Source organism: Azospirillum sp. TSO35-2, assembly GCF_003116095.1.
GTDB lineage: Bacteria > Pseudomonadota > Alphaproteobacteria > Azospirillales > Azospirillaceae > Azospirillum.
The window spans coordinates 2782672-2809529 of record NZ_LGRA01000021.1; the positions used below are offsets into that span (position 1 = coordinate 2782672).

A 26858-nucleotide genomic window follows, 5' to 3' on the forward strand; every position below is an offset into this window, starting at 1 on the left:
ACGGGCACGGAACGACCTCGAGCGGAATTGAAGGGCCGGCATGCCTAACCTCAAGGACCTAAAGAACCGGATCGCGAGCGTCCAGTCGACGCGCAAGATCACCTCGGCCATGAAGATGGTCGCGGCCTCCAAGCTGCGCCGCGCCCAGGAGCAGGCGGAAGCCAGCGGTCCCTACGCGGAGCGCATGGGCCGCATGCTGGCGTCGCTGGCCTCCAACGTGCAGGACAACGGCAACGGGCCGAAGCTGATGACCGGGACGGGCGCCGACAAGGTGCACCTGCTGGTCGTCATCAGCTCCGATCGCGGTCTGTGCGGCGCCTTCAACGGCTCCATCGTCCGCGAGGCCAAGCGCCAGATCGCGCGCCTGCAAGGCGAAGGCAAGACCGTGAAGCTGCTGACCGTGGGCCGCAAGGGCCGCGACCAGCTGCGCCGCGAGTTCTCCTCGCTGATCGTCGAGAGCTACGAGGACGTCGGCCGTCGCCGCCTCGGCTTCGCCGACGCCGACATGGTGGCGACGAAGGTGCTGGCGCTGTTCGACGCCGGCGAGTTCGACGTCTGCTCGATCATCTTCAACAAGTTCAAGTCGGCGATCTCGCAGATCGTCACGGTTCAGCAGCTCATCCCCTTCGCGCCTCCGGCGTCGGCCGAGGCCGCCGCTTCGGACGAGGCCAAGGCGATGTACGAGTTCGAACCGGACGAGGAGCAGATCCTCGCCGAACTGCTGCCGCGCAACCTGTCGATCCAGGTCTACCGCGCCCTCCTGGAGAGCGCCGCGTCCGAACAGGGCGCCCGGATGACCGCGATGGACAACGCGACGCGCAACGCCGGCGACATGATCAACAAGCTGACGATCACCTACAACCGGACGCGCCAGGCCTACATCACCAAGGAGCTGATCGAGATCATCTCCGGTGCCGAGGCTCTGTAACGGCGGCATCCGCAAGTAGGGTCCAGTCCAATTGCGCCGGCGACGGCACACCGACACTTACCGAGTTCCTAGGGAGCTTTACTCCATGGCCACCACCAATTCTGTCGGCAAGATCACGCAGGTCACGGGCGCCGTCGTCGACGTGCAGTTCGACGGCGAACTGCCGTCGATCCTGAACGCGCTGCACACCCAGAACGACGGCAAGACGCTCGTCCTGGAAGTGGCGCAGCATCTGGGCGAGAGCACGGTCCGCACCATCGCCATGGACAGCACCGACGGTCTGGTGCGTGGTTCGGAGGTCGTGGACACCGGTGCGCCGATCGCCGTGCCGGTCGGTCCGGAGACGCTGGGCCGCATCATCAACGTCATCGGCGAGCCGATCGACGAGCGCGGCGCGGTCAACGCCACCCGCACCCTGCCGATCCACCGTCAGGCCCCGGACTTCGTCGACCAGTCGACGGACGCCGAAGTGCTGATCACCGGCATCAAGGTCATCGACCTGCTGGCCCCCTACGCCAAGGGCGGCAAGATCGGCCTGTTCGGCGGCGCCGGCGTCGGCAAGACCGTGACCATCATGGAGCTGATCAACAACGTCGCCAAGGCGCACGGTGGTGTGTCGGTGTTCGCCGGCGTCGGCGAGCGCACCCGTGAGGGCAACGATCTCTACCACGAGATGATCGAGTCGGGCGTCATCAAGCTCGACGGTCCGGGCTCCAAGGTGGCGCTGGTGTACGGCCAGATGAACGAGCCGCCGGGCGCCCGTGCCCGCGTCGCGCTGAGCGGCCTGACCCTCGCGGAATACTTCCGCGACGAGGAAGGCCAGGACGTGCTGTTCTTCGTGGACAACATCTTCCGCTTCACCCAGGCCGGTTCGGAAGTGTCGGCTCTGCTGGGCCGCATCCCGTCGGCGGTGGGTTACCAGCCGACGCTGGGCACCGACATGGGCGCCCTGCAGGAGCGCATCACCTCGACCAAGAAGGGCTCGATCACCTCGGTGCAGGCCATTTACGTGCCCGCCGACGATCTGACCGACCCGGCCCCGGCCGCCTCCTTCGCCCACCTCGACGCCACCACGGTGCTGTCGCGCTCGATCGCCGAAATGGCCATCTTCCCGGCCGTGGACCCGCTCGACTCGACCAGCCGCATCCTCGACCCGCGCGTCGTCGGTGAGGAGCACTACCAGGTCGCCCGCTCGGTCCAGAAGGTTCTGCAGACCTACAAGTCGCTGCAGGACATCATCGCCATCCTGGGCATGGACGAGCTGTCGGAAGAGGACAAGCTGGTCGTCGCCCGCGCCCGCAAGATCCAGCGCTTCCTGTCGCAGCCCTTCCACGTCGCCGAGGTGTTCACCGGCACCCCGGGCGTGCTGGTCAGCCTGGAAGACACCATCAAGGGCTTCAAGGGCATCGTGAACGGCGACTACGATCACCTGCCGGAGGCCGCCTTCTACATGGTCGGCACCATCGACGAGGCGATCGCCAAGGCCAAGAAGCTGGCCGCCGCCTGATCCCCTCCCGGGATCGACGGCGTCCCGGTCCGGTCCCCCGTCGCGGGGCCGGCCGGGTTGGGGCGCCGGGTGGGAATGGACATCTGCACACCCCCTTTCCTCCCGCGGGGAAGGGGGTTCCTATGAAGAGGCACCAGGAAACCCATGGCCGATAAAGTCGAATTCGAGCTGGTCTCGCCGGAAAAGCTGCTGAAGTCGCAGCCCGTGGACATGGTCGTGGTGCCGGGTTCGGAAGGCGACTTCGGCGTCCTGGCCGGTCATTCGCCGATGATCTCGACCGTGCGTCCGGGCGTCATCGACGTCTATGAGGGCGACCGTGTCGTCGATCGCGTCTTCGTCGCCGGCGGCTTCGCCGAAGTGACGGAGACCCGCTGCACCGTCCTCGCCGAGGAAGCGGTGGCGCTGGCCGACCTGAACCGCGGCGCGATCGAAAAGACGATCAAGGATCTCTCCGAGGACAGCGACGACTCCAAGTCGGAGGCCGAGCGGGCCGCCGTCGAGGCCAAGCTGGCCGTCGCGCGCGCCAAGCTGGACGCCCTGGGGCAGTCCGCCGCCCACTGAGGGGCGTGAGGGTGCCTGGAACGCTGTTCCGGACGCCGTCAATGGGGTTTCGCCGCGACAACGGCATACATCTCTTCGGTCGAACGGGCGGCTTGGGCTTCCAAGCCGCCCGTTGCCGTTGCATCGCGGGAAAGAGCGATTACATTCGAACCCCGGTGCCGCAGGCTTGGCCCTCGCCTTGCCGGCGGGTGCCGCGGACCGGTCGATTTTCAGACCTTTCAGACGACGACGGGCAAGAAGGCCGCCGCGACGGCCGTAGAAGAGGCGAAACATGGCGCGTGCGCACTGGCGGATCGACGAGCTTCCCTGGGACCAACTCGATGCCAAACGGATCGATCCCGATCTGATCCCGCTGATCAAGGCGGCGGCGCTGGTCGAGTTCAATGCCGACGACTATACGGCCTACCTCTGCAACGTGTTCAAGGACGACGACGAGTTCCAGGCCGCCGCCCATGCCTGGTCGGTGGAGGAGGTGCAGCACGGCGAGGCGCTCGGCCGCTGGGCCGAACGGGTCGACCCGAGCTTCGACTTCCGCGCCGCGGTTGCGCGGTTCCGCGCCGGCTACCGCGTGCCGATCGACCTCGACGCCTCGGTCCGCGGCTCGCGCACCGGCGAGATGATCGCCCGCTGCATGGTCGAAACCGGCACCAGCTCCTACTACGCGGCCATCGGCGATTCGACCGACGAGCCGGTGCTGAAGGAGATCTGCCGCCACATCGCCGCCGACGAACTGCGCCACTACAAGATCTTCTACACCTACGCCAAGAAGTACCTGGACCGCGAGGGGCTGACCAAGTTCCAGCGCCTGAAGGTCGCCCTGTCGCGCATCGGCGAGTCCGAGGACGACGAGCTGGCCTACGCCTATTACGCCGCCAACGCCCCGGCCGACGCCGTCTATGACCACAAGCGCTACAACGCCGCCTACAAGCGCCGCGCCTTCGGCCGCTACCGCCGCAAGCACGTCGACCGCGCCATCGCCATGCTGTTCAAGGCCTGCGGCCTGAAACCGCACACGCGGCTGTGCAACGTCGCCTCGCGCGGGGCCTGGTGGTTCATCGACCGTCAGGCCAAGCGGCTGGCGGCGCAGGCGGTCTGAACCGACGGGCGGGCTCTGGAAGGGGATGGCGGTGGGGGCGGGGTTGCGGTAACGGTTGGGCCGTCACCACCCAACACCACCCAATCAACACCCGACAAGGGGTCTAGAGACATGAAGCTCTATTACAAGCCGGGCGCCTGCTCGCTGTCGCCGCACATCGTCCTGCGCGAGGCCGGGCTGCCCTTCGATCTGGTCAAGGTCGATCTGGTCACCAAGACGCTGGCCGACGGCGGTGACTTCCTGGCGGTGAACCCGAAGGGGCAGGTGCCGACCCTGGGGCTCGACGAGGGCGGCATCCTGACCGAGGGGCCGGTCATCGTCCAGTACATCGCCGACAAGGCGCCGGACAGCGGTCTGGTCCCGCCCGCCGGCAGCGTCGAGCGCTACCGCGTCCAGGAACTGCTGAACTTCATCGGGACGGAGCTGCACAAGGGCATCTTCCCGCTGTTCCCGATGCTGAAGGACGTGGTGTCGGACACCCATCGGCAGTTCGCGGCAAAGCGGTTGTCCGACAAGCTGGCGGTGCTGGACCAGCAGTTGGACGGCAAGAGCTATCTGACCGGTGACCGCTTCACCGTCGCCGACGCCTACGCCTTCGTCGTGCTGAGCTGGGCGCCGCGCATCGGGTTCGACCTGTCGCCCTGGCCGAACCTCGTCGCCTTTGCCGAGCGTGTCGCCGCCCGTCCGGCGGTGCAGGCGGCGATCGCCGCGGAAGCCCAGGGCTGACGCCTCTCCCGGAGGTCCGGGCATGAAAAAGGCCCCGTCTCGGTCGAGACGGGGCCTTTTTCGTGGTCTGTCGAGCGTCAGGCGGCGGTGGTCTTCCGGCGCATCGGCGTGTTGCCGCCGGGCGTGCCGGTGCCGCGCGGATTCGGGTTGCCGCCACCGTGGGACACCGCGTGCGGCGCCGGGCGGCGGTCGTGCCGGTTCTGCTCGCTGCGGGCCGGCCCGTTGGCCGGCTTGGCCGTGTTGGGCTTGGTCGCGGCGGGCTTCGGGGCGTTCGGCTTGGCCGCAGATCTTGGCTGTCCCTGGGACTGTTGCCCCTGGGGCTGGCTCTGGGGCTGGCCGGCCGGCTTCGCCCGCGACGGCTGCTGGTTGCGGTTCTGCTGGTTGCGGTTGCTGCCCGGCGCCTTGGGACGGGGCGGCGGCTTGCTGGAGGCGTGGATCTGCGCCACGTCGGCCGCGTGGTAGGCGTGATCGACGTCGGCCGGGATCGGCTGGCGGATCGTCTTCTCGATGTCCTTCAGATAGCCGACCTCTTCATGGTCGCAGAAGGACACGGCGCTGCCGTCGGTGCCGGCGCGCGCGGTGCGGCCGATGCGGTGAACGTAGCTTTCCGGCTCGTTCGGCAGGTCGAAGTTGATGACGTGGCTGATGCCGTCGATGTCGATGCCACGCGCGGCGATGTCGGTCGCCACCAGCGCCCGCAGCTCGCCGGCGCGGAAGCTTTCCAGCGCGCGGACGCGGGCCGACTGCGACTTGTCGCCGTGGATGGCGTCGGCGGCGATGCCGGCCTTCTTCAGATGCTCGGCGATGCGGTCGGCGCCGTGCTTGGTGCGGGAGAAGACGATGGTGCGGGCCATCGCGCTGTCTTCCAGCAGGTCGGCCAGCAGGCGGCGCTTGTCGCTGCGCTCGACGAACAGGACGCGCTGGTTGATGCGCTCCACCGTCGTCGACTGCGGCGTCACCTCGATGCGCTGGGCGTCGGTCAGGATGCTGTTGGCCAGTTCCACCACCGCGTCGGGCATGGTGGCGGAGAACAGCAGGGTCTGCCGGTCCTTCGGCAGCACCGCGACCACCTTCCGCACATCGCGGATGAAGCCCATGTCGAGCATGCGGTCGGCCTCGTCGAGGACGAACACCTCGATGGCGCCGAGGTTGACGTGGTTCTGCGCCATCAGGTCGAGCAGGCGGCCGGGGGTGGCGATCAGCACCTCGACGCCGCGGGCGATGGCGGCGACCTGCGGGCTCTGCCCGACGCCGCCGTGGATCACGGTGCGGCGGATCGGCAGGTGCCGGCCGTAGGTGGTGAAGCTGTCGCCGATCTGGAGCGCCAGTTCGCGCGTCGGCGTCAGGATCAGCACGCGGGGCGACTTGGCCGCCACGCGCTTCTTGTTCTGGAACAGCCGCTGCAGGATCGGCAGCGTGAAGGCGGCGGTCTTGCCGGTGCCGGTCTGGGCGAGGCCGAGCACGTCGCGCCCTTCCAGCAGAACGGGGATGGCGCCGGCCTGGATCGGCGTGGCCGTGGAGTATCCCTCCTCCGCGACGGCGCGCAGAAGAGGCTCGATCAGGCCGAGGCCGGAGAATTCGGTCATGGAAGGAATGGTCCTGGTCACCAGAATGGGGGCCGCGCCAGGAGGGAGCGGCCGGGCTTGCGCGCTCCGCGGCGGGTTGGCGCGGAGCCATCGGGGCGACGGGCGCGCCAGGGTGCGCGGGGCCGATCGCCATTCGACTCCGGACACATAGGGCGGGCGGCTTGATTTGGCAAGAAAACTCGGCGCGCGGCAGACGTGCGCATGCCGGAATCGGGGGCGGACCGGGGGCGGGATGCTCTCGCCGGGTTGCGGCATATCGTCGCCTTGCCGCGTCCTGCCGTGGGCCCGCCCCCGGTCCGGGATGGCGACCTTACGACTTCTTGACGACGCCGCAGGCGATGCGGTCGCCCGAATTGCCGGCGGGCTGGCTCTGGTAGTCGTCGGGCTGGGCGTGGACGACGACGGAGGTGCCGCCCGCCTTGAACAGGCCGTCGGCGCCGTCGGTCAGGCTGACCATGTGGGTGATCGCCTCGAACCCGGCCTTGCCGGTGGCGTCGGCCCAGATGTTGGGAAGCTCGCCGAAATGCATGTGGTCGGCGTCGAGCCCGTGCTTGGAGCCCTGGGCGCCGAAATGGCCGCCGGCGGCCTTGAAATCGGGGGTGCAGGCGCCGTTCTCGTGGATGTGGAAACCGTGCCAGCCCGGCGACAGCCCTTCCAGTTGGCCATGGACCAGGATGCCGTGCGGGAACTTGGTGAAGGTGACGGTGCCCAGCGGCTTGCCCTGCGCGTCGGCGACGGCGGCCTGGGCGGCGGGGGCCGGGGCGGGGGCGCTCTGCTGCGCCAGGGCCGGGCCGGTCAACGCGGCGAACAGCAGGGCGGATGCGAGCAGCATGGAATTCGGCAAGGTGGACTTGGGCTGGGCACGGGTCATTCTGGTGCGTCCTCCTTCAGGGGGTGGGCGGGTTCGCGACATCGCGTCGCGTCAACACCGCTCTGGGATTGCGAACGATTTTCAGTATGATGGTGTCTCGGCTAGCAGAGACCAGGGTAGGGCGATGACATCGCGGTTGGAAGCGTTGTGCTTGGAAAAGGGGCTGAAGATGACCGGACAGCGCCGGGTCATCTCGCAGGTGTTGTCGGAAGCCGACGACCACCCCGACGTCGAGGAGGTGCATCGCCGGGCCGTGCGCATCGACCCGCGCATCTCCATCGCCACCGTCTACCGCACCATGCGGCTGCTGGAAGACGCCCAGGTGATCGAGCGCGTCGACCTGGGCGACGGCCGCGCCCGGTACGAGGAGGCGACCGCCGACCACCACCATCACCTGATCGACACCCGGACCGGCCGGATCATCGAATTCGCCAGCCCGGAGCTGGAGTCGATGAAGGAACGCATCGCCCGCGAACTCGGCTACAAGATCGTCGGCCACCGGCTGGAGATTTACGGCGTGCCGTTGGATGAGGATGAGCGTCCATGACCGACCCCCGATTCTTCGAGACCGATCCGCCGCCGGCCGACGCCATCGCCTGCCGCGACGCGGTCCAGCGCTGCTACGCCGGCCTGTGCCGCTGCGGCCAGCCGGAACGCTACGCGCTGGAGGCGGCGGTCACCGTCTACCGCTACCATCATCCGGAAATCCCGCCGGCCCAGGCGGAGACCATCGTCAGCCATTGGGTGGCGGGGCCGGTCCGTCACTGACGGAACCAGCCGGTGTTGTGAAAATAGTCCTTGACTGTGAAGGCGTAAAATCCTAAAACCAGAGCTGTCAAGGCGATGGGTCCACCCCCTCCGGACCCTTCGCCCGACGGCACCAAAGCTCTCCCCTCGCTTCGGTCCCGCAAAGGGCCGGCCGGTCAACCGCAAGGTCCGGCCGGCCCTTTTCGTTTTCGCGTTCCGCCCGCGGCCGGGGTTGTGCCGCCGCACAGCCTCGACAACCGGGAGGCGGAACGATCGTCCCGCATGGCCCCCCGCCAGGGGCTTGCCCACGGGATCCGCAGGAACGCGAAAGGAACAAATCCCCATGTCGACCACGATCGCCCAGGCGTTCGTCAAGCAGTTCGAGCGCGAGGTCCACGAGGCCTACCAGCGCATGGGCTCCAAGCTGCGCAACACCGTGCGCACCAAGAACAACGTGCAGGGCGCCGCCACCGTCTTCCAGAAGGTGGGCAAGGGCGCCGCCTCCACCAAATCGCGCCACGGCGCCGTCCCGGTGATGAACCTGGACCACACGCCGGTCGACTGCGCGCTCTACGACTTCTACGCCGGCGACTGGGTCGACCGGCTGGACGAGCTGAAGACCAACATCGACGAGCGGCAGATCATCGCCAACGCCGGCGCCTACGCGCTCGGCCGCAAGACCGACGAGCTGCTGCTGGCCGAGCTGAACAAGTCGACCAACTACGCCGGCGGCGCCACCGACGGGCTGACCAAGGCCAAGGTGCTGCAGGCCTTCGAGATGCTGGGCGAGGCCGACATCCCCGACGACGGCCAGCGCTACGCCGTGGTCGGTTGGAAGCAGTGGAGCCAGCTTCTCGGCATCGAGGAGTTCGCCAGCGTCGACTATGTCGGCTCCGACGAACTGCCCTGGCGCGGCACCCAGGCCAAGCGCTGGCTCGGCACGCTGTGGCTGCCGCACTCCGGCCTGGCCGCCAATGGCGGCGTCCGGCTGTGCCACTGGTACCACAAGACGGCGGTCGGCCACGCGTCGGGCGCCGACGTGAAGACCGACATCACCTGGCACGGCGACCGCGCGGCGCATTTCGTCAACAACATGATGAGCCAGGGCGCCGCGCTGATCGACGCCACCGGCGTGGTGACGCTGCGCTGCCTGGAGAGCTGAGCGCGGCGTGAGGTGACGCTCCCTCTCCCGTCCCGGGAGAGGGCTGCTTATGCATCCCCCCGACAAAATCCGGAGACTTCATCCATGGCCTATGCGTCCAAGGATTTGAGCGTGCTCGCCTACGCCAACGGCTTCACGCTGTGGCACTACACCACCCACGACGGGGCGACCGACGTCGACACCGCCGGCTATTTCAACGGCGCGGCCGACCTGCTGCGGGTCGGCGACATGCTGCTGGCCAATTGCGCGGTCGGCAGCGCGGCGCCGGCCACCGGCGTGCTGGTGGTCGCGGCCAGCGCCGGCGGCGGCGTCGACGTCGCCAACCTGACGCCGTTCGGCACCGCCAACAGCGACTGATCCGCCCGGCCGCCGGGGAGCGGCGGTCCGCCGGCGCTCCCCCTCCACCCTTCCGAACCCGCAACCGGAGAACCCGCCCATGGCCCTGACCGCCATTGGACTGTGCGGCCGTGCGCTGATCAAGCTCGGCGCCACCGCCATCGCCTCCTTCGACGACGGCTCGGCCGAGGCGGAGGTGGCGGGGGCGCTCTATGGGCCGACGCGCGACGCGCTGCTGTCCGCCAACGCCTGGAGCTTCGCCACCGTGCAGGCCACCCTGCCGCGGCTGGCCGACGCCCCGGTCGCCGACTATGCCTGCGCCTTCCAGCTGCCGGCCGATTTCCTGCGGGCGCTGGGGGCCGGCGGCGACGGGCGGGGGCGCGGCCTGTCCTACCGCATCGTCGGGCGCAGCCTGCTGTGCGACGCCGCCGCCGTCACCCTGTCCTATGTCGGCCGCCCGGCGGAGGAGGATTTCCCCGCCTTCTTCGACCAGGCGCTGATCGCCCGGCTGGCCGCCGAGTTCTGCATCCCGCTGACCGAAAGCTCGACGCGGGCGGAACTGCTGGCCCAACTGGCCGAAAGCGAGTTCCGCCGCGCCCGCCAGATCGACGCCCAGCAGGACAGCCAACCCGGCTTCGAGGACTTCACCCTGATCGACGCGCGAAGCGGGTGGGGGAGCTGATGGGGCGGCTGCATCTGGTCAAGACCAACTTCACCGCCGGCGAGATCGGCCGCCGGCTGCTGGGGCGCGGCGATCTCAAGGCCTACGACAACGGCGCGCTGGCGCTGCGCAACCTGTTCATCGACCCGACCGGCGGGGTGACCCGGCGCTCCGGCCTCGCCTTCACCGGTCTGGCGCGCGGCGACGGGCGGCTGGTGGCGTTCGAGCGGAACACCGAGCAGACCTATCTGCTGGTCTTCACCGCCGGCTGGATCGACGTCCTGCAAGGGGGCGCGCGGCTGGCGTCGGTCGCCGCACCCTGGACGCTGGACCAGCTGGCGCAGATCACCTGGACGCAGAGCGCCGACACGCTGCTGGTCTGCCACCCCGACGTAAGCCCACGCAAGCTGACCCGCGGCGCCGACGGCGGCTGGACCCTGGCGGAGTGGGCCTACACGGTCGAGAACGAGGCGCTGCGGCTGCCCTTCCACCGCTTCGGCGATCCGGCTGTCACGGTGACGCCGTCGGACACCAGCGGGGCGATCACCGTCACCGCGTCGGCCGCCGTCTTCGACCCGCGCCACGACGGCACCCGCATCCGCATCAAGGACAGGCAACTGCTGGTGACCGGCGTCGTCTCGGCGACGCAGATCAACGCCACGGTGAAGGAGACGCTGGCCGACACCCAGGCCACCACCGACTGGGAGGAGCAGGCCTTCTCAAGCCTGCGCGGTTGGCCGGTGTCGGCGGCCTTCCACCAGGACCGGCTGGTCATCGGCGGCTCGCGCGACCTGCCCAACCGGCTGTGGCTGTCGCGCTCCGCCCGGATCTGGAACTTCGACCTGGGCCAGGGGCTGGACGACGAGGCGATCGAGTTCGGCATCCTGTCCGATCAGGTCAACGCGGTGCGCGCCGTCTTCTCCGGCCGGCATCTCCAGGTCTTCACCTCGGGCGCCGAGTATATGGTGACCGGCGACCCGCTGACGCCGCAGAGCATGCAGGTCAACCGGCAGACGCGGATCGGCTCGCCGCTCGACCGCTCCATCCCGCCGCGCGACGTCGAGGGCGCCACCCTGTTCGTGCCGCGCAACCGCCGGGAAATCCGCGAGTTCCTCTACACCGACACCGAGGCGGCTTATCAATCCAACGATCTGGCGCTGCTGGCCCGCCATCTGGTGGTCAACCCGCGCGACCAGGATTACGACCAGAACCGCCGGCTGCTGTTCGTGGCGATGGAGGACGGCGCGCTCGGCGCGCTGACCGCCTACCGGGCGGAGGACGTCACCGCCTGGACCCGGCTGGAGACGGACGGGGCGGTGCGCTCGGTCGCGGCGGTCGGCGACGACGTCTACACGCTGGTCGACCGCGCCGGTGTCTGGACCATCGAGCGCTTCGACGACGCCCTGAACCTCGACGCCGCGATCACCGCCGCGCGGGCGGAGCCGGCGGCGGTGTGGGGCGGGCTGGCCCATCTGGAAGGGCGCCGCGTCGCGGTCATCGCCGACGGGGTCGTCCGCAACCCCGCCACCGTCCAGGCCGGCACCATCACGCTGGCCCCGCCGGCCGCCAGGGTCGAGATCGGCCTGCCCTACACCCACCGGGTCGAACCGCTGCCGGCCAACCTGCTGGGGCAGGCGACCGGGGCCGATCTGGTGCGGCTGGTCGCCGTGACCTTCCGGCTGGAGGAAACGGCGGCGCTGCGCGTCGATCTGGGGCGCGGGCTTCAGGATTTACCGCTGCACCGGCTGGGGCCGCAACCCGCCGGCGGCGTGCCGCCGCCCGTGTCGGGCGACCGCCGGCTGCGGGCGCTCGGCTGGCGGTACGACATCGACGTGCCGCTGTGGCGCATCGAGCAGGACGCGCCGCTGCCTTTCACACTGCTGTCCGTAACCATGGAATTGAAGGTGAACGACTGATGGGTGGAATCACTCCCCTCGTGACGACGGCGCTGCCGCTGGCGAACTCGGTGATCGGCACCGTGCGCAGCGCCAGCAGCAGCGGCCAAGCCAGCGCCGTGGCGCAACAGGCCGCCGCCCAGCAGGCTGCTGCACAACAGGCTGCGGCCGAGCTGGAGTACAAGCGCCAGCAGGACGCCGCCGCCGCGACGGCCCAGCAGGCGGCGCTGGAGCAGAAATACCGCGAGGAGCAGGCCGCCGCCGAACGCGCCGCCGCCGCCGATGCCGCCGCCCGCCAGCAGCAGGCCCAGTTGGCGGCCGAGGCGCAGGCCCGCGCCTGGGCGCGCGAGGACGCCCAGCGCCAGCAGGACCAGGAACTTCAGCGCCAGAAGGACGAGGCGGCGGCTGCTGCGGCGGCGGCGGCGCGGGCCAAGGAGATGGACGACTACCGCGCCGCCCAGGACCAGACGCTGGCGCAACTGCGCGCCGCCCAGGACCAGACCTACCGCGGCCAGGAGGGCGACGCCCAGACCCAGCTCGCCCAGCTGACCGCCGCCGCCGACGCGGCGGAACAGCGCCGGCTGGCGGCGCTGCGCCAGACGGTCGCCAAGACCCGCGCCGGGCTGGGCGCCCGCGGCGTCACCGCGCAGGACGGCTCCGGCGAGGCGATCCTGCTCGGCCTGACCAACGCCAGCGACACCGAGCGCAAGGACGCCCAGGCCACCGACCAGCTAAAACGCGCCGCCATCCAGCAGAACCTGGAGGAGGTGAAGCGCCGCAACCTGCTGGAACAGTCGCAGCTCGCCGACCGCCAGCGGCTGGACTACCTCAGCAAGTTCTTCTGATGAGCGTGTCCTGCGCCGGAGACTCCCGATGTCCACGCCGCTTCTCATCCCGCGCGGCACGCCGCGCGTGCAGTATCTCGCCGACGGCGCGCAGCGGGTCTTCACCTACCCGTTCCCGATCTTCGAGGCCGGCGACCTCCAGGTCTTCCTGGGCGCCGCCTTGCAGAGCACCGGCTACGCCGTCGGCGGCGCCGGGGCCAGCGCCGGCGGGGCGGTCACCTTCGCCGACGCTCCCGCCGACGGCACGCTGGTGCTGCTGCGCCGGCGGCTGCCGATCGAGCGGACCAGCGATTTCGGTGACAGCGGGCCGCTGCCGGCCGCCGCCCTGAACGGCGAGCTGGACCGGCTGACCGCCGCCCTGCAGCAGGTGGCCGGCGACCAGGAGCTGATGCTGCGCTACGCCGACACCGACCGGCCGGCCTCGCCCCTGCTGCCCGACCGCGATCTTCGGCAGGGCAAGCTGCTGGCCTTCGACGGCGCCGGCAACCCGACCGTCCGCCCGCCGGTGGACGAGGAGGCGCTGGCGACCTACATCCCGCCCGGTGCCGGCGCCACCGCCCGCCCGGTGCGCGACAAGCTGTCGGACCTGGCGTCGGTCAAGGATTTCGGCGCGGTCGGCGACGGGCTGGCCGACGACACGCTGGCGATCCAGGCGGCGCTGACCTCGGCCAAGGCGGTGTTCGTGCCGCCGGGGACCTACCGCATCGCCAACACCCTGACGCTCGGCTATGGCCGGACGCTGTACGGCGCCGGGCAGAGTTCGATCCTGCGCGGCGCCTCCAACGGCTTCGACCTGATCCACCTGCCGGACGGCTACGCCAGCCTGTCCGGCCTGCGGCTGGAGCGGGGCAAGGTCGGGGTGCGGCTGTTCGGCCGCGACGGCCCCTGCGTGCAGAACGCGCTGGCCGACCTGACGCTGTGGGAGCCGGAGGTCGGGTTGCTGCTGGACGGCCACACCGACCCCAACTTCCCCTGCTACTGGAACAGCGTCGTCCGCGTGCTTGTGGCGCGGCCCGCCAAGCACGGGGTGTGGCTGACCCGCACAGGCGCCGGCGACACGCCGAACGCCAACCGCTTCCACGCCGTGCGGGTCTATTCGCTGTCGGCGCCGATCACCGGCTGCGGCTTCTTCGTCGAGCAGGGCAAGTACAACAACGCCTTCCTCGACTGCGAGGCCAACCTGTCGGCGGATGCGGAGGCCTGCTTCCGCGTCGGCGCCGTCACCGACAAGACGCTGATCGTCAATTTCTACGCCGAGTCGCTGGGCGCGGTGCCGAACCTGCAGCTCGACGCCGGGTCGGTCGAGACGGCGGTGACCAACCTGTTCTCCGCCGCCGCCGGGCCGGCGATCCTCGACCGCTCCGGCGGGCAGTACACCGCGCTGAATGCCGGCTATCCGGAGAAGAACCGGCTGCAGCGCAGCCGCATCACCGAACTGGTGGTGGAGGCGCTGCGCTACGACACCGAGTATGTCGAGCCGCCGGCCGGCGGGGTGGTGGCGCTCGACCTGACCAGCTCGGTCTATCTGGTCAGCGCCTATGGCGGGCCGGTGGAGCTGCGGCTGCCCAAGGCCGAGGCCGCCAACGGCCATGCGGTGACGATCAAGCGCACCGACGCCGCAATCCATCCGCTGATGGTGACGGAGGTCGGCGGGCCGGGACCGGACGGGCGCAGCGTGGCGCTCGGCAACCGCTACGACCTCGTCACGCTGGTGTCGAACGGGGCCGGCTGGTGGATTGTCGCCGGCAACAGCCTGCCCGGCAACGCGCATTACCATGAGGGAAGCGGGCTGTTCGAGCCGGACCTGAACCAGCAGCTCTATCTGGTCAGCGCCTGGACCGGCGCGGTCGAGGTGCTGTTGCCCGACCCGGCGGCGGCGCACGCGGTCGGCCGCACCGTCACCGTCAAGAAGGCCGACACCAGCGGCAACCGCGTCACCGTCACCGCCGCTGTCGGCGGCGGGCCCGACCGCGAGGCGATCGCCCTGACCGGCCAGGGTCACGCCGTCACCGCCATGTCGAACGGCGCCGGCTGGCACATCCTGGGGCGCAACCCATGACGGGAGACGGAGACGAGAGTTTTCACGCCTTCGTCCAGGACTGGAACGCGATGGTCGAGCTGAAGACCCCCGGCCACCACGCGCGGATGGCGCGCTGGCTGGAGGCGAATGTCGGCGGATCCAACCGGCGCATGCTGCTGATGGCCTTCCGCGGCTCCGGCAAGTCGACGCTGGTCGGGCTGTTCGCGGCGTGGCTGCTGCGGCGCGACCCCAACCGCCGGCTGCTGGTGCTGGCCGCCGACATGAAGCTGGCCAAGAAGATGGTGCGCAACGTCAAGCGCATCCTGGAACGCCACCCCGACACCCGGCACCTGAAGCCGCCGGCCAAGGACCGCGACCAGTGGGCGGCCGACCAGTTCACCGTCGTCCGCCCGATGGAGCTGCGCGACCCGTCGGTGGCGGCGGCCGGCATCGGCGGCAACATCACCGGCAGCCGCGCCGACGTGGTGATCTGCGACGACGTCGAGGTGCCGCGCAACGCCGACACCGCGACCAAGCGCGCCGCCCTGCGCGAGCGGCTGTCGGAGCTGGAGTATGTGTTGGTGCCGGGCGGGGCGCAGCTTTATGTCGGCACGCCGCACAGTCACGACAGCCTGTACGCCGAGGACACCGACGACGGCGGCCCGCCCTTCCTGGACGGCTTCGACCGTCTGGTCCTGCCGGTCTACAGCGAGGACGCCGACGGCCGGCGCCGCTACGCCTGGAAGGAGCGCTTCGGCGAGGCCCACGTCGCCCGCATCTGCAAGACCACCGGCCCCAACAAGTTCACCAGCCAGATGCTGCTGCGCCCGGTGAATGCGGCGGAGGGGGTGCTGGACGTCGACAAGCTCGGCCGCTACGACGCCGAGTTGGACTATCGCGAGGCGCTGGGCCGCGCGGTGCTGACGCTGGACGGCGTGCGGCTGGTGTCGGCGACCTGCTGGTGGGACCCGGCCTTCGCCCGGCCGGCGGGGGAAGGCGAGGGGAAGAGCCGGGGCGGCGACGGCAGCGTGGTGGCGGCGCTGTTCGCCGGGGCCGACGGCCGCTACTACCTGCACCGGGTGCTGTATCTGGCGGTCGATCCCAAGGACGCGGCGACGGAGGCCGACCAGCAATGCCGGCAGGTCGCCCGCTTCCTGGCCGACCATCACCTGCCGGCGCTCCATCTGGAGATCAACGGCATCGGCCGTTTCCTGCCCGGCCTGCTGCGCGAGCGGCTGCGGCGCGACCGCTTGGCCGCCGCGGTGGTCGAGCAGTCGAGCCACACCCCCAAGGCCCGCCGCATCCTGGAGGCGTTCGACGCGCTGCTGGCCGACCGCCGCCTGCTGGCCCACCGGCTGGTGTGGGAGACGCCGCTGATCCGGGAGATGCGGGAGTGGCGGCCCGATGGCCGTTACCGCGGGCCGGACGACGGGCTGGACGCCGTCGCCGGCTGCCTGACCGCCGAGCCTCACCGCTTCGACCGCAGCACCCCGTCGCCCGAACGCCGCGCCGACTGGCGCGGTGCCGGCGCGCTGGTGGCGCCGGCGGAGTGGGAGCTGTGAAGCCCCATCACCTCACAGAATCATCACCTCATGAAAACGGGAGACCCCGATGCACGACACGCTGAACGCAAGCCTGGACCTCGCCTGGTGGATCACCGCGGTCGAACTGCCGGTGATGGGCGGGCTGTTCTGGCTGATCGCCCGCACGCGCAAGGACGCCGACAGCGGGCTCGACGATCTGCGCGACAGTCTGGCCGCCTACAAGCTGGAAGTCGCGAAGACCTACGTCTCCTTCGCGACGCTCAAGGATGTGGAGCAGCGGCTGACCGATCATCTGCTGCGGATCGAGAACAAGCTCGATTCCGGATTCACGCCCTATGCCGACGGCGTCCGGCGGTGACGGGACGCCGACGGGCTCAGTCGACGTGGTGGATCATCGCCTGGTAGATCTTCCAGGCGACCTCGACCGACACGCCGCCGGCCCGCGCGCCGGCGGCCAGCATCGTGGCGCTCGGCTTCAACGGCACCGCGGTCTGGCCCGGCTCGCACAGCGCACCCATCGCGGACACCGACGCACCCAGGGACGTGTCGCCCGATTGGGAGTTCTTCAGCAGGGTCATGGCTACGGCGTTCATGGCGGGTCCTCCGATGGCTTTCCTCCCCTACAGCAAAAGCGGTGCCAAGTTGCGGCGGGCGGGTCAAACCCTGGAAAGCCAAGGGTTGTAGGGTGGGGCGCCGCCAAAACCGCGGTATTCGCCCTCGCGGAAACTCAAAAATACCCGCAAAATGCCGTTTAATTTCGGGGGTGCTTTGCAAAATGCAACGCGCGACGCGGGGTTGGTTGCAATCGGGGAGTCGATCCCGCACTGCAACCGGAGGGGCGCGAAAGCCAAGCTCACGCTTGTGCTGCGGCCGATGCTGCGGCGGCGAAGCGTCTGGCCGGTTGCGCCGGGTTGGGATAGTGTCCGCCGCATCATGACCGACCGCATCATCCACCACATGTGTCGCGCGGACGAGTGGGACGCCGCCCGCGCGGCCGGTTCCTACCCCGGCTCGTCGCAGGACGCCGAGGACGGCTTCATCCACTTCTCCACCGCCGGACAGGTGGTGGAGAGCGCCGCCAAGCACCGCGCCGGCCAGGACGGGCTGGTGCTGCTGACGGTGGACGCCGACCGGCTGGGCGCCGCGCTCCGCTGGGAGCCGTCGCGCGGCGGGCAGCTGTTCCCCCACCTCTACGGCGCGCTGCCGGCCGCCGCGGTGCTGCGCGCCGACCCGCTGCCGCTGGGGCCGGATGGCCGCCACGTCTTCCCCGCCGGATTCCCCTTCACCCTTCAGGACCTCGTGCCGTGATCGACCTGTTTCCGCTTGCCGGGCCGCTGCTGTTCCGTTTCGATCCGGAGGTCGCGCACGGCCTGACCATCCGGGCGCTGAAGGCCGGGGTGATCCCGGCCGGCCGCGGCGTCGACGACCCGGTCCTGCACACCCGCGTCTGGGGGCTAGACTTCACCAACCCGGTCGGGCTCGCTGCCGGCTTCGACAAGAACGCCGAGGTGGTGGACGCCACGCTGAAGCTCGGCTTCGGCTTCGTCGAGCCGGGCAGCGTCACCCCGCGGCCGCAGCCCGGCAACCCGCGTCCCCGCCTGTTCCGGCTGGTCGAGCAGCGCGCGGTCATCAACCGCATGGGCTTCAACAACGAGGGGCTGGAGGCGTTCGCCCAGCGGCTGGAACGCCGTCGCGACGCCGCCCGCCGGGCGCCCGGCGTCGTCGGCGCCAATTTGGGTAAGAACAAGGACACGGTCGACGCCGCCGACGACTATGTCATCGGCGTGCGACGGCTGGCGCCGCTGGTCGATTATCTGGCGGTCAACGTGTCGTCGCCCAACACGCCGGGCCTGCGCGCGCTGCAGGGGCGCGAGCCGCTGCGCGCCCTGCTGGACCGGGTGCTGGAGGCGCGGGCGGCCTGCGGCCTGTCGCGCAATCCGCCGGTGCTGCTGAAGATCGCCCCCGACCTGACGGTGGAGGACAAGAGCGACATCGCCGCGGTGGCGCTGGAGTCCGGCATCGACGGCCTGATCGTCTCCAACACCACCATCGCCCGCCCGGACGAGATCCCGCAGGCGTTGCGCGGCGAGGCCGGCGGCCTGTCCGGCCGGCCGCTGTTCGCCCCGTCAACCTCGGTGCTGCGGGAGATCTACGCGCTGACGAACGGCAAGCTGCCGATCATCGGGGTCGGCGGCATCAGCTCGGGCGCCGACGCCTACGCCAAGATCCGGGCCGGCGCCTCGCTGGTCCAGTTCTACTCGGCGATGGTCTATGCCGGCCCGGCGCTGATCCACCGCATGCGCCGCGACTTGGCCGAGCTGCTGCGCCGCGACGGGTTCAAGAGCGTGGGCGAGGCGGTCGGCGCGGATCATCGCTGAGTCGCGGGCGCCGACCGGGCTGCGTTGAACAGCCTGCGGTGAACGGTCGCAGGAACCGGCCGGCGGGGGCGTAGCATTAACGGATCGTCAAGCGGGCGGCCCCGACAGTGGGGGGACGCCCGCGCGGGATCCGTGCCACGGTCCACCCCTGCGCGAAGGCTCCGCACCCGTGAAGGTCCTGCTTGCCGATTTCCGCCCCGGATATGATCGCCCCGCTCCCGTCCACCCGCGGTCCGCGATGACCCTGCTGACGCACGCCGTCTACGCGCTCGCCTATCTGGTCGCCGGCCTGTCGGTCGGCGCCGCGCTGTGGGCGGCGCGCCCCGAGGCCGACCCGCTGGTGGCGTGGCTGACCGGCGGGCTGGTGGTGCTGGCCGGGGCGCTGGTCCACGACGTCGTGACCCGGCTGGAGCGCGAGCGGCAGGCCGCCCGCCGCATCAACCGCCTGCACGACCGGGTGGAGGAGCTGGCCCGGCTGCTGGAGCAGCGGCTTGGCGCCGATGGCGGCGATACCCAGCCGGACGGCGGTTCCCGCTACGACGCGGTGATGCAGGAGGTGAAGCTGCTGCAGTCGCTGGTCGCCCGCCTGACCGAGCGCCGCGCCCCGCGCCCGCCGGCCCCCGCCGCCGACCGCAAGCCCGCCGGCGGCGGTGCCACGGTGCCGGTTCCGCCGACCGCGGAGCCGCCGACCCCGGCGGGACCGATGGCCGGGCCGATGGACGAGGCCGCGGTGCTGGAGGCGGTGCGCGACGCGCTGAAGGCCGACCGCATCGACATCTACCTCCAGCCGATCGTCAGCCTGCCCCAGCGCAAGCACCGCTTCTACGAGGTGTTCTCGCGGGTGCGGGCGGCCGACGGCCACCAGATCATGCCCGACCGCTACCTGGACATCGCCCAGCGCAAGGGACTGATCGCCACCATCGACAACCTGCTGCTGGTCCGCTGCGTCCAGCTGATCCGCGAGACGGAGCGGCGCCAGCACGCCATCGGCTTCTTCTCCAACATCTCCGCCGCGACGCTGGCCGACGCCGACTTCATGCGGCAGTTCCTGAACATGATGGCGCAGAACCAGGCGCTGGTGCCGAAGCTGGTGTTCGAGCTGAGCCAGCACGACCTGCAGGCCGGCGGCGCGGTCACCATGGGCATCCTGTCGCAGTTGGCGCGGCTGGGCTTCCGCTTCTCGATGGACCAGGTGACCGACCTCGCCATCGACCTCGACCGGCTGCTGCGCCACGAGTTCCGCTGCATCAAGCTCGACCGCGCCCTGGTGCTCGACCCCGCCAACGCCGACCGCATCAAGGATCTGCGCCGCCGCTGCGCCGCCGAGGGCATCGACCTGATCATCGAGAAGATCGAGACCGAGAGCCAACTGGTCGAGGTGCTCGACACCGGCTTCGACTTCGGCCAGGGCTACCTGTTCGGCGAACCGCGGCTGAGCCGGAAGCCGGGGTGATCGTCGACCCGCTCGCGTCCCATGTCGGGTCCCCAGTCGAAGACGCTACGGAACTGATCGGGCGTGACGCCTTTCAGAAGATCGGCCAGGATGTAACGGCCCGCTGGAGACCTCTTGCCGTCCGGTGATGGATTGTCCATGGCTGCACACGCGCGGATTGGTGGATCGTCAGACATGCTCGCCGCGGTTCGTCACCGTCGGGTCTTGCCCCCACCCTAACCCTCCCCCGCTCTCAGCGGAACTACGGTCCGCCTGCCGCGTCAGCACAAAGCGGAGCTTTGTGCGAGAGCTTCGCAGGGGAGGGAACTTTTGCCGCCGCTTCGAGCGGAGGGCCGCTGCCGCGTTGTGGCGGTATTGCTGCGTTGGCCTGTCCACACCCTTGATTTCCGCCACTGCGCTTGACATCCCCCCACCTCGCATTGGAAATTTCGCGTTCCCGGATAAGTCCGGGTGCCCGATCCGGGTGTAACGCAACACGATTCAATGGTGACTTCGGTGACGTCCAACATCGCCATCACGCTGCCCGACGGCAGCGTGCGGGAGTTCGACCGGCCGGTGACGGGGCTTGAGATTGCCGCGTCCATCGGTCCGCGCCTCGCAAAAGATGCTCTTGCCGTCAAGCTCGACGGCGAGGTGAAGGACCTCACCACCACCGTCACCACCAACACCAAGGTCGAGATCGTCACGCGCAGCCATCCCGACGCGCTTGAGGTCATCCGCCACGACGCCGCCCATGTGCTGGCCGACGCGGTGCAGAAGCTGTATCCCGGCACGCAGGTCACGATCGGCCCGTCGATCGCCACCGGCTTCTACTACGACTTCGCCCGCGCCGAGCCGTTCACGCCGGAGGATCTGGAGAAGATCGAGGCGAAGATGCGCGAGATCGTCGGGGCCGACATCCCGATCGTGCGCGAGGTGTGGGACCGTGACGAGGCGGTCGCCTACTTCAAGAATCTCGGCGAGCATTACAAGGCCGAGCTGATCGCCGCGATCCCGCAGGGCGAGCCGGTGTCGATCTACCGCCAGGGCGACTGGCTGGATCTGTGCCGCGGGCCCCACGCCATGACGACCGGCAAGGTCGGACAGGGCTTCAAGCTGATGAAGGTGGCCGGCGCCTATTGGCGCGGCGACAGCCGCAACCCGATGCTGCAGCGCATCTACGGCACGGCGTGGCGCGACGAGAAGGAGCTGAAGGCCTACCTGCACCAGATCGAGGAGGCGGAGAAGCGCGACCACCGCAAGCTGGGCAAGGAACTCGACCTGTTCCACGTCCAGGAAGAGGCGGTCGGTTCGGTGTTCTGGCATCCGAAGGGCTGGACGCTCTACCGGACGCTGGAGAACTACATCCGCACCAAGCTGAAGGCGGCCGATTACGTCGAGGTGAAGACGCCGCAGCTGATCGACAGCTCGCTGTTCAAGGCGTCGGGCCACTGGGACATGTATGGCGACAACATGTTCAAGGTGGAGGCCGACGGCGGCGAGAAGATGCTGGGCATCAAGCCGATGAACTGCCCCGGCCACGTCCAGATCTTCAAGCACGGCCTGCGCTCCTACCGCGACCTGCCGATCCGCATGGCGGAGTTCGGCGCCTGCCACCGCAACGAGCCGTCGGGCGCGCTGCACGGCATCATGCGCGTCCGCGCCTTCACCCAGGACGACGCCCACATCTTCTGCACCGAGGACCAGGTGCCGAGCGAGGCGGCGGAGTATTTCAAGCTCCAGCTCGGCGTCTACAAGGATCTGGGCTTCGAGAAGATCTCGGTGAAGCTGGCGCTGCGTCCGGACGTCCGCACCGGCTCCGATGAGCTGTGGGACCGGGCGGAGCAGGGGCTGGCCCAGGCGCTGCGCGACGCCGGGCTGGAGTATGAGGAGCTGCCGGGCGAGGGCGCCTTCTACGGCCCCAAGGTGGAGTTCCACCTGACCGACGCCATCGGCCGCACCTGGCAGTGCGGTACCCTGCAGTACGACCCCAACCTGCCGGAGCGGCTGGACGCCAGCTACATCGGCGAGGATGGCGCCCGCCACCGGCCGATCATGCTGCACCGGGCGATCCTGGGGTCGATGGAACGCTTCATCGGCATGCTGATCGAGCATTACGCCGGCAAGTTCCCGCTGTGGCTGTCGCCGGTGCAGGTCGCCGTCGCCACCATCACCAGCGAGGCCGACGATTATGCCGCCGAGGTCGCGGCGCTGTTGAGGCGCAAGGGGCTGCGCGTCGAACTCGACACCCGCAACGAGAAGATCAACCTGAAGGTTCGCGAGCACAGCCTGCGGAAGGTCCCGTTGATGCTGGTGGTCGGCAAGCGCGAGGCGGACGAGCGGACGGTCGCGCTGCGCGTGCTGGGCGGCAAGGATCAGGAAATTCTTGCCCTCGACGCCGCCGTGGCTAAACTGGTCGAGGAAGCGCGGTCGCCCGCCGGCGACAGCGTGAACGACTCGCCGTTTTAACCGACCGCCCTGCGGGCCGGCCCTCCTCTGGTGGGTCGGCTTCCGCGCGGTCTGCAACCATGGAGAAGCGTCCATAGCCAGGCTACCGTCCGAAGCCGCCCCGACCCGCGATGGACCGCGGGTGAACCGGGAGATCTCGGCTCGTTCCGTCCGTCTCGTTGGTGCCGACGGCGAGATGATCGGCGTTGTGTCGTTGCGCGATGCCTTGCTGGCCGCCGAGGATGCCGGCCTCGACCTGGTCGAGATCGCTCCCCAGGCGGAACCGCCTGTCTGCAAAATCCTCGACTATGGCAAGTTCAAGTACGAGGCGCAGAAGAAGGCCAACGAGGCCCGCAAGAAGCAGAAGATCATCGAGGTCAAGGAGATCAAGCTCCGGCCGAACATCGATGACAACGACTACGACGTGAAGATGCGCTCGGCGCGCCGTTTCCTGGAAGAGGGCGACAAGGTCAAGGTGACCCTGCGTTTCCGCGGCCGTGAAATGGCGCACCAGGATTTGGGCATGAATGTCCTGGTCCGCGTGCGCGACGAGTTGGACGAGTTGGCGAAGGTCGAGCAGATGCCGAAGCTCGAAGGCCGCCAGATGGTCATGGTGCTGTCTCCGCGCTGAGGCGCCTCCGGTGCCTGCAATAAAAAGGCCCGCCCGGTTCGCCGGACGGGCCTTTTTGCTTGGAGAGCCTAGGGCAGCATGCGGTCGTTGATGATCACGACGCGGCAGCCCTGGCTCGCGTACTTGTTGCAGTTGTCGAGCGCGCCGCGCTGGGCATCCTGGGTGCTGGCCATCCCCGATTTCCAGCCGAAGGCGCCGTCGGGCGCCACCGCGAAGGCCTTGTTGCCGGGGGCGTCGACATAGGCGCCGAACTTGGCCCGGTTGGCGGCGGACAGTTGCGCCGGCGGCTCCAGCCGGCGCGGGACGGTGCTGGAGGCGCTGGTCACCGAACCGGCAGGCGGGCTCGGCACGGCGCTGCCGACGGCGCCGTTCACCGGCCGGTCGTTGACGATCGCCACATGGCAGGGCCGGGTGGTGTGGGTGGCGCAGGCCTCGACCGCCTGCTGCTGCGCCATGTCCAGGCTGCGCAGGCCGGACTTCCAGGCATAGGCGCCGTCGGAGGCCACCGCGAAGGCCTTGTTGTCGGGCGCCTCGGCGTAGGCGGCGAACTTGGCGCGGCCGGAGGCCGACAACTCGGCCGGCGGTTCCAGCGCCGACACCGGCAGCGCGATCGGCGTCGAGCGGACGGTCAGGCCGTTCTGCGCCAGGAAGCGGTCGACCAGCGGCGTCCATTGCGGGATGGCGGCGCCGAAGAAGCCATGGCCGTCCTTGCCGCTGGGCGGCTCCATCACCAACTCCGCCCGGCCGCCGTTCCGGGTGAAGGCCTGGTGGAAGCGGCGGGCGAGGTCGGGGCCGAAGAACAGATCGTTCTCCGCGTAGATCCACAGCTGCGGCACGCGCGAGGTCCGGCCGAAGGTGCCGAAGGCGGCGACCAGACGATCCTCCTGGCAGACATCGTTCTCGGCCTGCGAGCCGCGCCCGCCGGCGAAGCTGATCACCGCCTGAAGGCCCGGCGGCGGATTGGCGCTGAGCGCGACGCTGGCATAGCCGCCGGCCGACACCCCGACGGCGATGATGCGGCTGGGGTCGGCGAAGCGCTGGCCGGCCATGTAGGCGACGGCCTGCCGCACGTCCTCGGCGCTGATGTGGCCGGATTTCAGGTAGTCGCGGTTGTCGCAGGGTCCGCTGTGCTCGGAGAATGGGCCGCTCGACCCGGCATAGCCGCGCCGCATCACGATCAGCGTCGCCCAGCCGCGCCGGGCGAACTCGCGCGCCTCCGGCACATGGCGCAACGGGGTCATGTTGGCCCGCTCGGCCGCGTCGCGCGGCGTGCCGTGGCTGAGGATCGCGACCGGGAACGGGCCGGGTCCGCTCGGCCGCAGCAGCAGCGCCTCCAGCGAGGCGTGGCTGCCATCGGGGAAGCTGGCCGGGATGGTCAGTGGCGTCTGCACCAGCGCGTCGGCCAGCGCCGGACCGGCGCCAAGCAGGAGGAACGCCAGGACGAGAAGGCGACGCAGAGGCATGGGGGGCGCATCCTCGGAAGGGGTAGGCGATGCGCCCTTTCTACGCGATTCCGTGTCCGCCGTCAGCGGGGCAGGGAGGGGCCCGACGCCCCTCCCCCTCCTGCCCCTTACACGACGCCCTTGCGGGCGAGGTCGAGCGCCTCGGTCAGCACCTCGGCGTCGCCGATGTGGTTGGCGAGCAGCAGGATCAGCTTGGCGTTCAGGCGGGCGCTCTGGTCGGCGGTCAGGTCGCGGTGGGCGTCGATCAGCGTCTGGTAGACGTCGTCCGGGCTGGCGAAGCGGGACTCGGTGGCGAGTTTGGCCATGTGATGGGCTCCTTGAAGATCGGGGTCAGCGGCCGACCGCGCGGTCCAGCGCCGCGGCCAGGGCCGCCGCGTCGAACCGGCGCCAGCGGGCGGCGATGTGCTGGTCGGGGCGGATCAGGTAGACGCTGCCGGGAGTCAGGTCGTAGCGCTCGCGCAGGCGGCCGGCGCTGTCGACCAGCTCGCCGGCGATGCCGCGGCGGCGATCGGTCACCGCGTGCCAGACCAGCGGCAGCGGGCCGCGGGCCAACCCGTCCAGCGCCGCCGCGACCTCCGCCGGGACCGAGGCGTCTCCGCTGGCCCCGTCGCCGGCGGCGTACAGCACGACGAAACGGCCGTCGAGCGCGTCCATCAGCCAGCCCTGCTGGCCGTCCCGCTCCACCGGCGCATCGGTGGCCGGCGCCCCCGGCACCATCCTGCCGGCGAAGGCATCGGTGTCCGGCGTGTTGAGCGGGCTGCCGGTGTAGGTGGTCGGGGTGGACAGCCGGCCGGAATTCACCAGCGAGCGGGCGAAGGGCATCTCCACCGCCAGTTCCAGCACCGCGTCGCGGAAGGTCCGGCTCATGTCGCTCTTCGGCGTGATGAAGTCGGTGGAGCGGGTGGAGTTCAGGATGTTCTCCTTCGCCGCCGCCACCCGCTCGTCGTCGTAGCTGTCGAGCAGCGTGTCGGGGGCCAGCCCCTTCATCACCAGCGCCAGCTTCCACGCCAGATTGTCGGCGTCGGGCACGCCGCTGTTGGCACCGCGGGCGCCGAAGGGCGAGACCTGATGCGCCGAATCGCCGGCGAAGAAGATGCGGCCATGGCGGAACCGCTCCAGCCGGCGGCACTGGAAGGTGTAGACCGACACCCATTCCAGCTCGAACGGGGTGTCGGCGCCCAGCATCGCCTGGACGCGGGGGATGACGCGCTCCGGCTTCTTCTCCTCCTCGGGGTCGGCGTCCCAGCCCAGTTGGAAGTCGAGCCGCCAGACATTGTCCGGCTGCATGTGCAGCAGCGCCGACTGCCGGCGGTGGAAGGGCGGGTCGAACCAGAACCAGCGCTCGGCCGGAAAGTCCGCCTTCATCACCACGTCGGCGATCAGGAAGCGGTCCTTGAACACCTCGCCCTGGAACTCCAGCCCCAGCATCTTGCGCACCGACGACTTGGCGCCGTCGCAGGCGACCACCCACTCCGCCTCCACCGCGTGGACGCCGTCGGGGGTTTCCACCTGCAACACGACATGGTCGTCCTCCGCACGGGCGGAGATGACGCGGGAGAGCCAGCGCAGGTCGATCAGGTCATGCTTGCGCGCCTCGGCGACCAGGAAATCCTCCAGGTAATATTGCTGGAGGTTGATGAAGGCCGGGATCTTGTGGTCCGGCTCCGGCAGCAGGTCGAACTGGTAGACTTGGCGGTCGCCGTTGAACACCTTGCCGATCTTCCAGACCACGCCCTTGTCGATCATGCGCTGGCCGACGCCCAGCCGGTCCCACACCTCCAGCGCGCGCTTGGCGTAGCAGACGGCGCGGCTGCCGACGCTGACGGTGTCCTCGGCGTCGAGCACCACCACCGGCACACCCCGGCGGGCGAAATCGAGCGCGGCGGTCAGCCCGACCGGGCCGGCGCCGATCACCACGACCGGATGGCGCTTCACCGTGCCGGTGCGCTGCTCCTCCGACGGGGTGAAGCTGTATTTCGGGTAGCTGTAGGTCGCGTGCATTGGGTGTTTCCTCCCCCGGA

Annotated in this window: 26 protein-coding genes; 20 read left to right on the forward strand and 6 right to left on the reverse strand. The window is 69.8% G+C overall.

The window, feature by feature from the left end:
- Positions 1-40 precede the first annotated feature (40 nt).
- From TSO352_RS28590 to gstA, 5 genes are all read left to right on the forward strand, one after another.
- Positions 41-928 carry a F0F1 ATP synthase subunit gamma gene (locus TSO352_RS28590; RefSeq protein WP_109110441.1) on the forward strand — a complete coding sequence of 296 codons (888 nt, stop codon included), beginning with the start codon at positions 41-43 and terminating at the stop codon, positions 926-928.
- An 85-nt stretch (positions 929-1013) separates the two neighbouring features.
- Positions 1014-2435 (forward strand): F0F1 ATP synthase subunit beta, encoded by a 1422-nt coding sequence (gene atpD, locus TSO352_RS28595; protein ID WP_109110442.1) that lies wholly within the window; start codon positions 1014-1016, stop codon positions 2433-2435.
- A gap of 144 nt (positions 2436-2579) precedes the next feature.
- Complete coding sequence (locus tag TSO352_RS28600) at positions 2580-2996, forward strand: F0F1 ATP synthase subunit epsilon (protein WP_109110443.1); 417 nt, start codon at positions 2580-2582, stop codon at positions 2994-2996.
- A gap of 271 nt (positions 2997-3267) precedes the next feature.
- Positions 3268-4092, forward strand: coding sequence for an acyl-ACP desaturase (locus TSO352_RS28605; protein WP_109110444.1), 825 nt, complete (start codon positions 3268-3270; stop codon positions 4090-4092).
- Positions 4093-4203: 111 nt separating this feature from the next.
- Positions 4204-4818 carry a glutathione transferase GstA gene (gene gstA / locus TSO352_RS28610; protein WP_109110926.1) on the forward strand — a complete coding sequence of 205 codons (615 nt, stop codon included), beginning with the start codon at positions 4204-4206 and terminating at the stop codon, positions 4816-4818.
- A gap of 77 nt (positions 4819-4895) precedes the next feature.
- On the opposite strand, the gene TSO352_RS28615 is transcribed toward gstA, so the two are convergent.
- Both TSO352_RS28615 and TSO352_RS28620 read right to left on the reverse strand, forming a co-directional pair.
- Positions 4896-6404 (reverse strand): DEAD/DEAH box helicase, encoded by a 1509-nt coding sequence (locus tag TSO352_RS28615; RefSeq protein ID WP_199231740.1) that lies wholly within the window; start codon positions 6402-6404, stop codon positions 4896-4898.
- 310 nt (positions 6405-6714) lie between these two features.
- Positions 6715-7275 (reverse strand): superoxide dismutase family protein, encoded by a 561-nt coding sequence (locus TSO352_RS28620; RefSeq protein ID WP_109110445.1) that lies wholly within the window; start codon positions 7273-7275, stop codon positions 6715-6717.
- 124 nt (positions 7276-7399) lie between these two features.
- Between TSO352_RS28620 and TSO352_RS28625 the strand changes: the two genes are divergently transcribed.
- The 10 genes from TSO352_RS28625 (at position 7400) to TSO352_RS28670 (ending at position 16843) form a co-directional block, all read left to right on the forward strand.
- Complete coding sequence (locus TSO352_RS28625; protein WP_109110446.1) at positions 7400-7822, forward strand: Fur family transcriptional regulator; 423 nt, start codon at positions 7400-7402, stop codon at positions 7820-7822.
- Complete coding sequence (locus TSO352_RS28630) at positions 7819-8043, forward strand: hypothetical protein (protein WP_109110447.1); 225 nt, start codon at positions 7819-7821, stop codon at positions 8041-8043. Before TSO352_RS28625 ends, TSO352_RS28630 begins: the two co-directional genes overlap by 4 nt.
- Positions 8044-8365: 322 nt before the next feature.
- Positions 8366-9184 carry a phage capsid protein gene (locus TSO352_RS28635; RefSeq protein WP_109110448.1) on the forward strand — a complete coding sequence of 273 codons (819 nt, stop codon included), beginning with the start codon at positions 8366-8368 and terminating at the stop codon, positions 9182-9184.
- Between the two features lie 84 nt (positions 9185-9268).
- Positions 9269-9541, forward strand: a complete 273-nt coding sequence (locus tag TSO352_RS28640; protein ID WP_109110449.1) for a hypothetical protein — start codon at positions 9269-9271, stop codon at positions 9539-9541.
- 79 nt (positions 9542-9620) lie between these two features.
- A complete protein-coding gene (locus tag TSO352_RS28645; protein ID WP_109110450.1) occupies positions 9621-10202 on the forward strand; it encodes a hypothetical protein in 582 nt (193 codons plus the stop codon).
- A complete protein-coding gene (locus TSO352_RS28650) occupies positions 10202-12097 on the forward strand; it encodes a hypothetical protein (protein ID WP_109110927.1) in 1896 nt (631 codons plus the stop codon). Before TSO352_RS28645 ends, TSO352_RS28650 begins: the two co-directional genes overlap by 1 nt.
- The gene (locus tag TSO352_RS28655; RefSeq protein ID WP_146210804.1) at positions 12097-12921 is read left to right on the forward strand and encodes a hypothetical protein; all 825 of its coding nucleotides are present in this window, start codon (positions 12097-12099) and stop codon (positions 12919-12921) included. Before TSO352_RS28650 ends, TSO352_RS28655 begins: the two co-directional genes overlap by 1 nt.
- A gap of 28 nt (positions 12922-12949) precedes the next feature.
- Entirely contained in the window at positions 12950-14980 is a 2031-nt protein-coding gene (locus tag TSO352_RS28660) for a glycosyl hydrolase family 28-related protein (RefSeq protein ID WP_109110452.1), read from the forward strand.
- Positions 14977-16503, forward strand: a complete 1527-nt coding sequence (gene terL / locus TSO352_RS28665; RefSeq protein WP_109110453.1) for a phage terminase large subunit — start codon at positions 14977-14979, stop codon at positions 16501-16503. The genes TSO352_RS28660 and terL overlap by 4 nt, the downstream gene beginning before the upstream one ends.
- 49 nt (positions 16504-16552) lie before the next feature.
- Positions 16553-16843 (forward strand): hypothetical protein, encoded by a 291-nt coding sequence (locus TSO352_RS28670; RefSeq protein ID WP_109110454.1) that lies wholly within the window; start codon positions 16553-16555, stop codon positions 16841-16843.
- Positions 16844-16859: 16 nt separating this feature from the next.
- Here the strand turns inward: TSO352_RS28670 and TSO352_RS28675 are convergent, their stop codons facing one another.
- A complete protein-coding gene (locus TSO352_RS28675; protein ID WP_146210805.1) occupies positions 16860-17078 on the reverse strand; it encodes a hypothetical protein in 219 nt (72 codons plus the stop codon).
- A 340-nt stretch (positions 17079-17418) separates the two neighbouring features.
- Between TSO352_RS28675 and TSO352_RS28680 the strand changes: the two genes are divergently transcribed.
- The 5 genes from TSO352_RS28680 (at position 17419) to infC (ending at position 23374) form a co-directional block, all read left to right on the forward strand.
- Positions 17419-17793, forward strand: coding sequence for a DUF952 domain-containing protein (locus TSO352_RS28680; protein ID WP_109110456.1), 375 nt, complete (start codon positions 17419-17421; stop codon positions 17791-17793).
- Entirely contained in the window at positions 17790-18863 is a 1074-nt protein-coding gene (locus TSO352_RS28685) for a quinone-dependent dihydroorotate dehydrogenase (RefSeq protein ID WP_109110457.1), read from the forward strand. Before TSO352_RS28680 ends, TSO352_RS28685 begins: the two co-directional genes overlap by 4 nt.
- A gap of 238 nt (positions 18864-19101) precedes the next feature.
- On the forward strand, positions 19102-20316 hold the full coding sequence (locus TSO352_RS28690) for an EAL domain-containing protein (RefSeq protein WP_109110458.1): 1215 nt from the start codon (positions 19102-19104) through the stop codon (positions 20314-20316).
- Between the two features lie 483 nt (positions 20317-20799).
- Complete coding sequence (thrS, locus tag TSO352_RS28695; RefSeq protein ID WP_109110459.1) at positions 20800-22764, forward strand: threonine--tRNA ligase; 1965 nt, start codon at positions 20800-20802, stop codon at positions 22762-22764.
- 73 nt (positions 22765-22837) lie between these two features.
- A complete protein-coding gene (infC, locus tag TSO352_RS28700) occupies positions 22838-23374 on the forward strand; it encodes a translation initiation factor IF-3 (RefSeq protein WP_109110460.1) in 537 nt (178 codons plus the stop codon).
- Positions 23375-23442: 68 nt separating this feature from the next.
- Here the strand turns inward: infC and TSO352_RS28705 are convergent, their stop codons facing one another.
- From TSO352_RS28705 to TSO352_RS28715, 3 genes are all read right to left on the reverse strand, one after another.
- Positions 23443-24837, reverse strand: coding sequence for a CocE/NonD family hydrolase (locus TSO352_RS28705; protein WP_109110461.1), 1395 nt, complete (start codon positions 24835-24837; stop codon positions 23443-23445).
- A gap of 107 nt (positions 24838-24944) precedes the next feature.
- Positions 24945-25142, reverse strand: coding sequence for a DUF2783 domain-containing protein (locus TSO352_RS28710; protein ID WP_109110462.1), 198 nt, complete (start codon positions 25140-25142; stop codon positions 24945-24947).
- A 25-nt stretch (positions 25143-25167) separates the two neighbouring features.
- Positions 25168-26838 carry an FAD-dependent oxidoreductase gene (locus TSO352_RS28715; RefSeq protein WP_109110463.1) on the reverse strand — a complete coding sequence of 557 codons (1671 nt, stop codon included), beginning with the start codon at positions 26836-26838 and terminating at the stop codon, positions 25168-25170.
- Positions 26839-26858 lie beyond the last annotated feature (20 nt).

Bases quoted from the DNA above. Each gene is read 5' to 3' on its own strand.
- TSO352_RS28660 (WP_109110452.1), top strand. From the start codon at position 12,950: ATGTCCACGCCGCTTCTCATCCCGCGCGGCACGCCGCGCGTGCAGTAT.
- TSO352_RS28710 (WP_109110462.1), bottom strand. From the start codon at position 25,142: ATGGCCAAACTCGCCACCGAGTCCCGCTTCGCCAGCCCGGACGACGTC.
- terL (WP_109110453.1), top strand. From the start codon at position 14,977: ATGACGGGAGACGGAGACGAGAGTTTTCACGCCTTCGTCCAGGACTGG.
- TSO352_RS28670 (WP_109110454.1), top strand. From the start codon at position 16,553: ATGCACGACACGCTGAACGCAAGCCTGGACCTCGCCTGGTGGATCACC.
- TSO352_RS28625 (WP_109110446.1), top strand. From the start codon at position 7,400: ATGACATCGCGGTTGGAAGCGTTGTGCTTGGAAAAGGGGCTGAAGATG.
- thrS (WP_109110459.1), top strand. From the start codon at position 20,800: ATGGTGACTTCGGTGACGTCCAACATCGCCATCACGCTGCCCGACGGC.
- atpD (WP_109110442.1), top strand. From the start codon at position 1,014: ATGGCCACCACCAATTCTGTCGGCAAGATCACGCAGGTCACGGGCGCC.
- TSO352_RS28675 (WP_146210805.1), bottom strand. From the start codon at position 17,078: ATGAACGCCGTAGCCATGACCCTGCTGAAGAACTCCCAATCGGGCGAC.
- TSO352_RS28615 (WP_199231740.1), bottom strand. From the start codon at position 6,404: ATGACCGAATTCTCCGGCCTCGGCCTGATCGAGCCTCTTCTGCGCGCC.
- TSO352_RS28650 (WP_109110927.1), top strand. From the start codon at position 10,202: ATGGGGCGGCTGCATCTGGTCAAGACCAACTTCACCGCCGGCGAGATC.
- TSO352_RS28620 (WP_109110445.1), bottom strand. From the start codon at position 7,275: ATGACCCGTGCCCAGCCCAAGTCCACCTTGCCGAATTCCATGCTGCTC.
- TSO352_RS28630 (WP_109110447.1), top strand. From the start codon at position 7,819: ATGACCGACCCCCGATTCTTCGAGACCGATCCGCCGCCGGCCGACGCC.
- TSO352_RS28705 (WP_109110461.1), bottom strand. From the start codon at position 24,837: ATGCCTCTGCGTCGCCTTCTCGTCCTGGCGTTCCTCCTGCTTGGCGCC.
- TSO352_RS28715 (WP_109110463.1), bottom strand. From the start codon at position 26,838: ATGCACGCGACCTACAGCTACCCGAAATACAGCTTCACCCCGTCGGAG.
- TSO352_RS28605 (WP_109110444.1), top strand. From the start codon at position 3,268: ATGGCGCGTGCGCACTGGCGGATCGACGAGCTTCCCTGGGACCAACTC.
- TSO352_RS28680 (WP_109110456.1), top strand. From the start codon at position 17,419: ATGACCGACCGCATCATCCACCACATGTGTCGCGCGGACGAGTGGGAC.
- TSO352_RS28635 (WP_109110448.1), top strand. From the start codon at position 8,366: ATGTCGACCACGATCGCCCAGGCGTTCGTCAAGCAGTTCGAGCGCGAG.
- TSO352_RS28655 (WP_146210804.1), top strand. From the start codon at position 12,097: ATGGGTGGAATCACTCCCCTCGTGACGACGGCGCTGCCGCTGGCGAAC.
- TSO352_RS28600 (WP_109110443.1), top strand. From the start codon at position 2,580: ATGGCCGATAAAGTCGAATTCGAGCTGGTCTCGCCGGAAAAGCTGCTG.
- TSO352_RS28645 (WP_109110450.1), top strand. From the start codon at position 9,621: ATGGCCCTGACCGCCATTGGACTGTGCGGCCGTGCGCTGATCAAGCTC.
- TSO352_RS28690 (WP_109110458.1), top strand. From the start codon at position 19,102: ATGACCCTGCTGACGCACGCCGTCTACGCGCTCGCCTATCTGGTCGCC.
- TSO352_RS28590 (WP_109110441.1), top strand. From the start codon at position 41: ATGCCTAACCTCAAGGACCTAAAGAACCGGATCGCGAGCGTCCAGTCG.
- TSO352_RS28640 (WP_109110449.1), top strand. From the start codon at position 9,269: ATGGCCTATGCGTCCAAGGATTTGAGCGTGCTCGCCTACGCCAACGGC.
- gstA (WP_109110926.1), top strand. From the start codon at position 4,204: ATGAAGCTCTATTACAAGCCGGGCGCCTGCTCGCTGTCGCCGCACATC.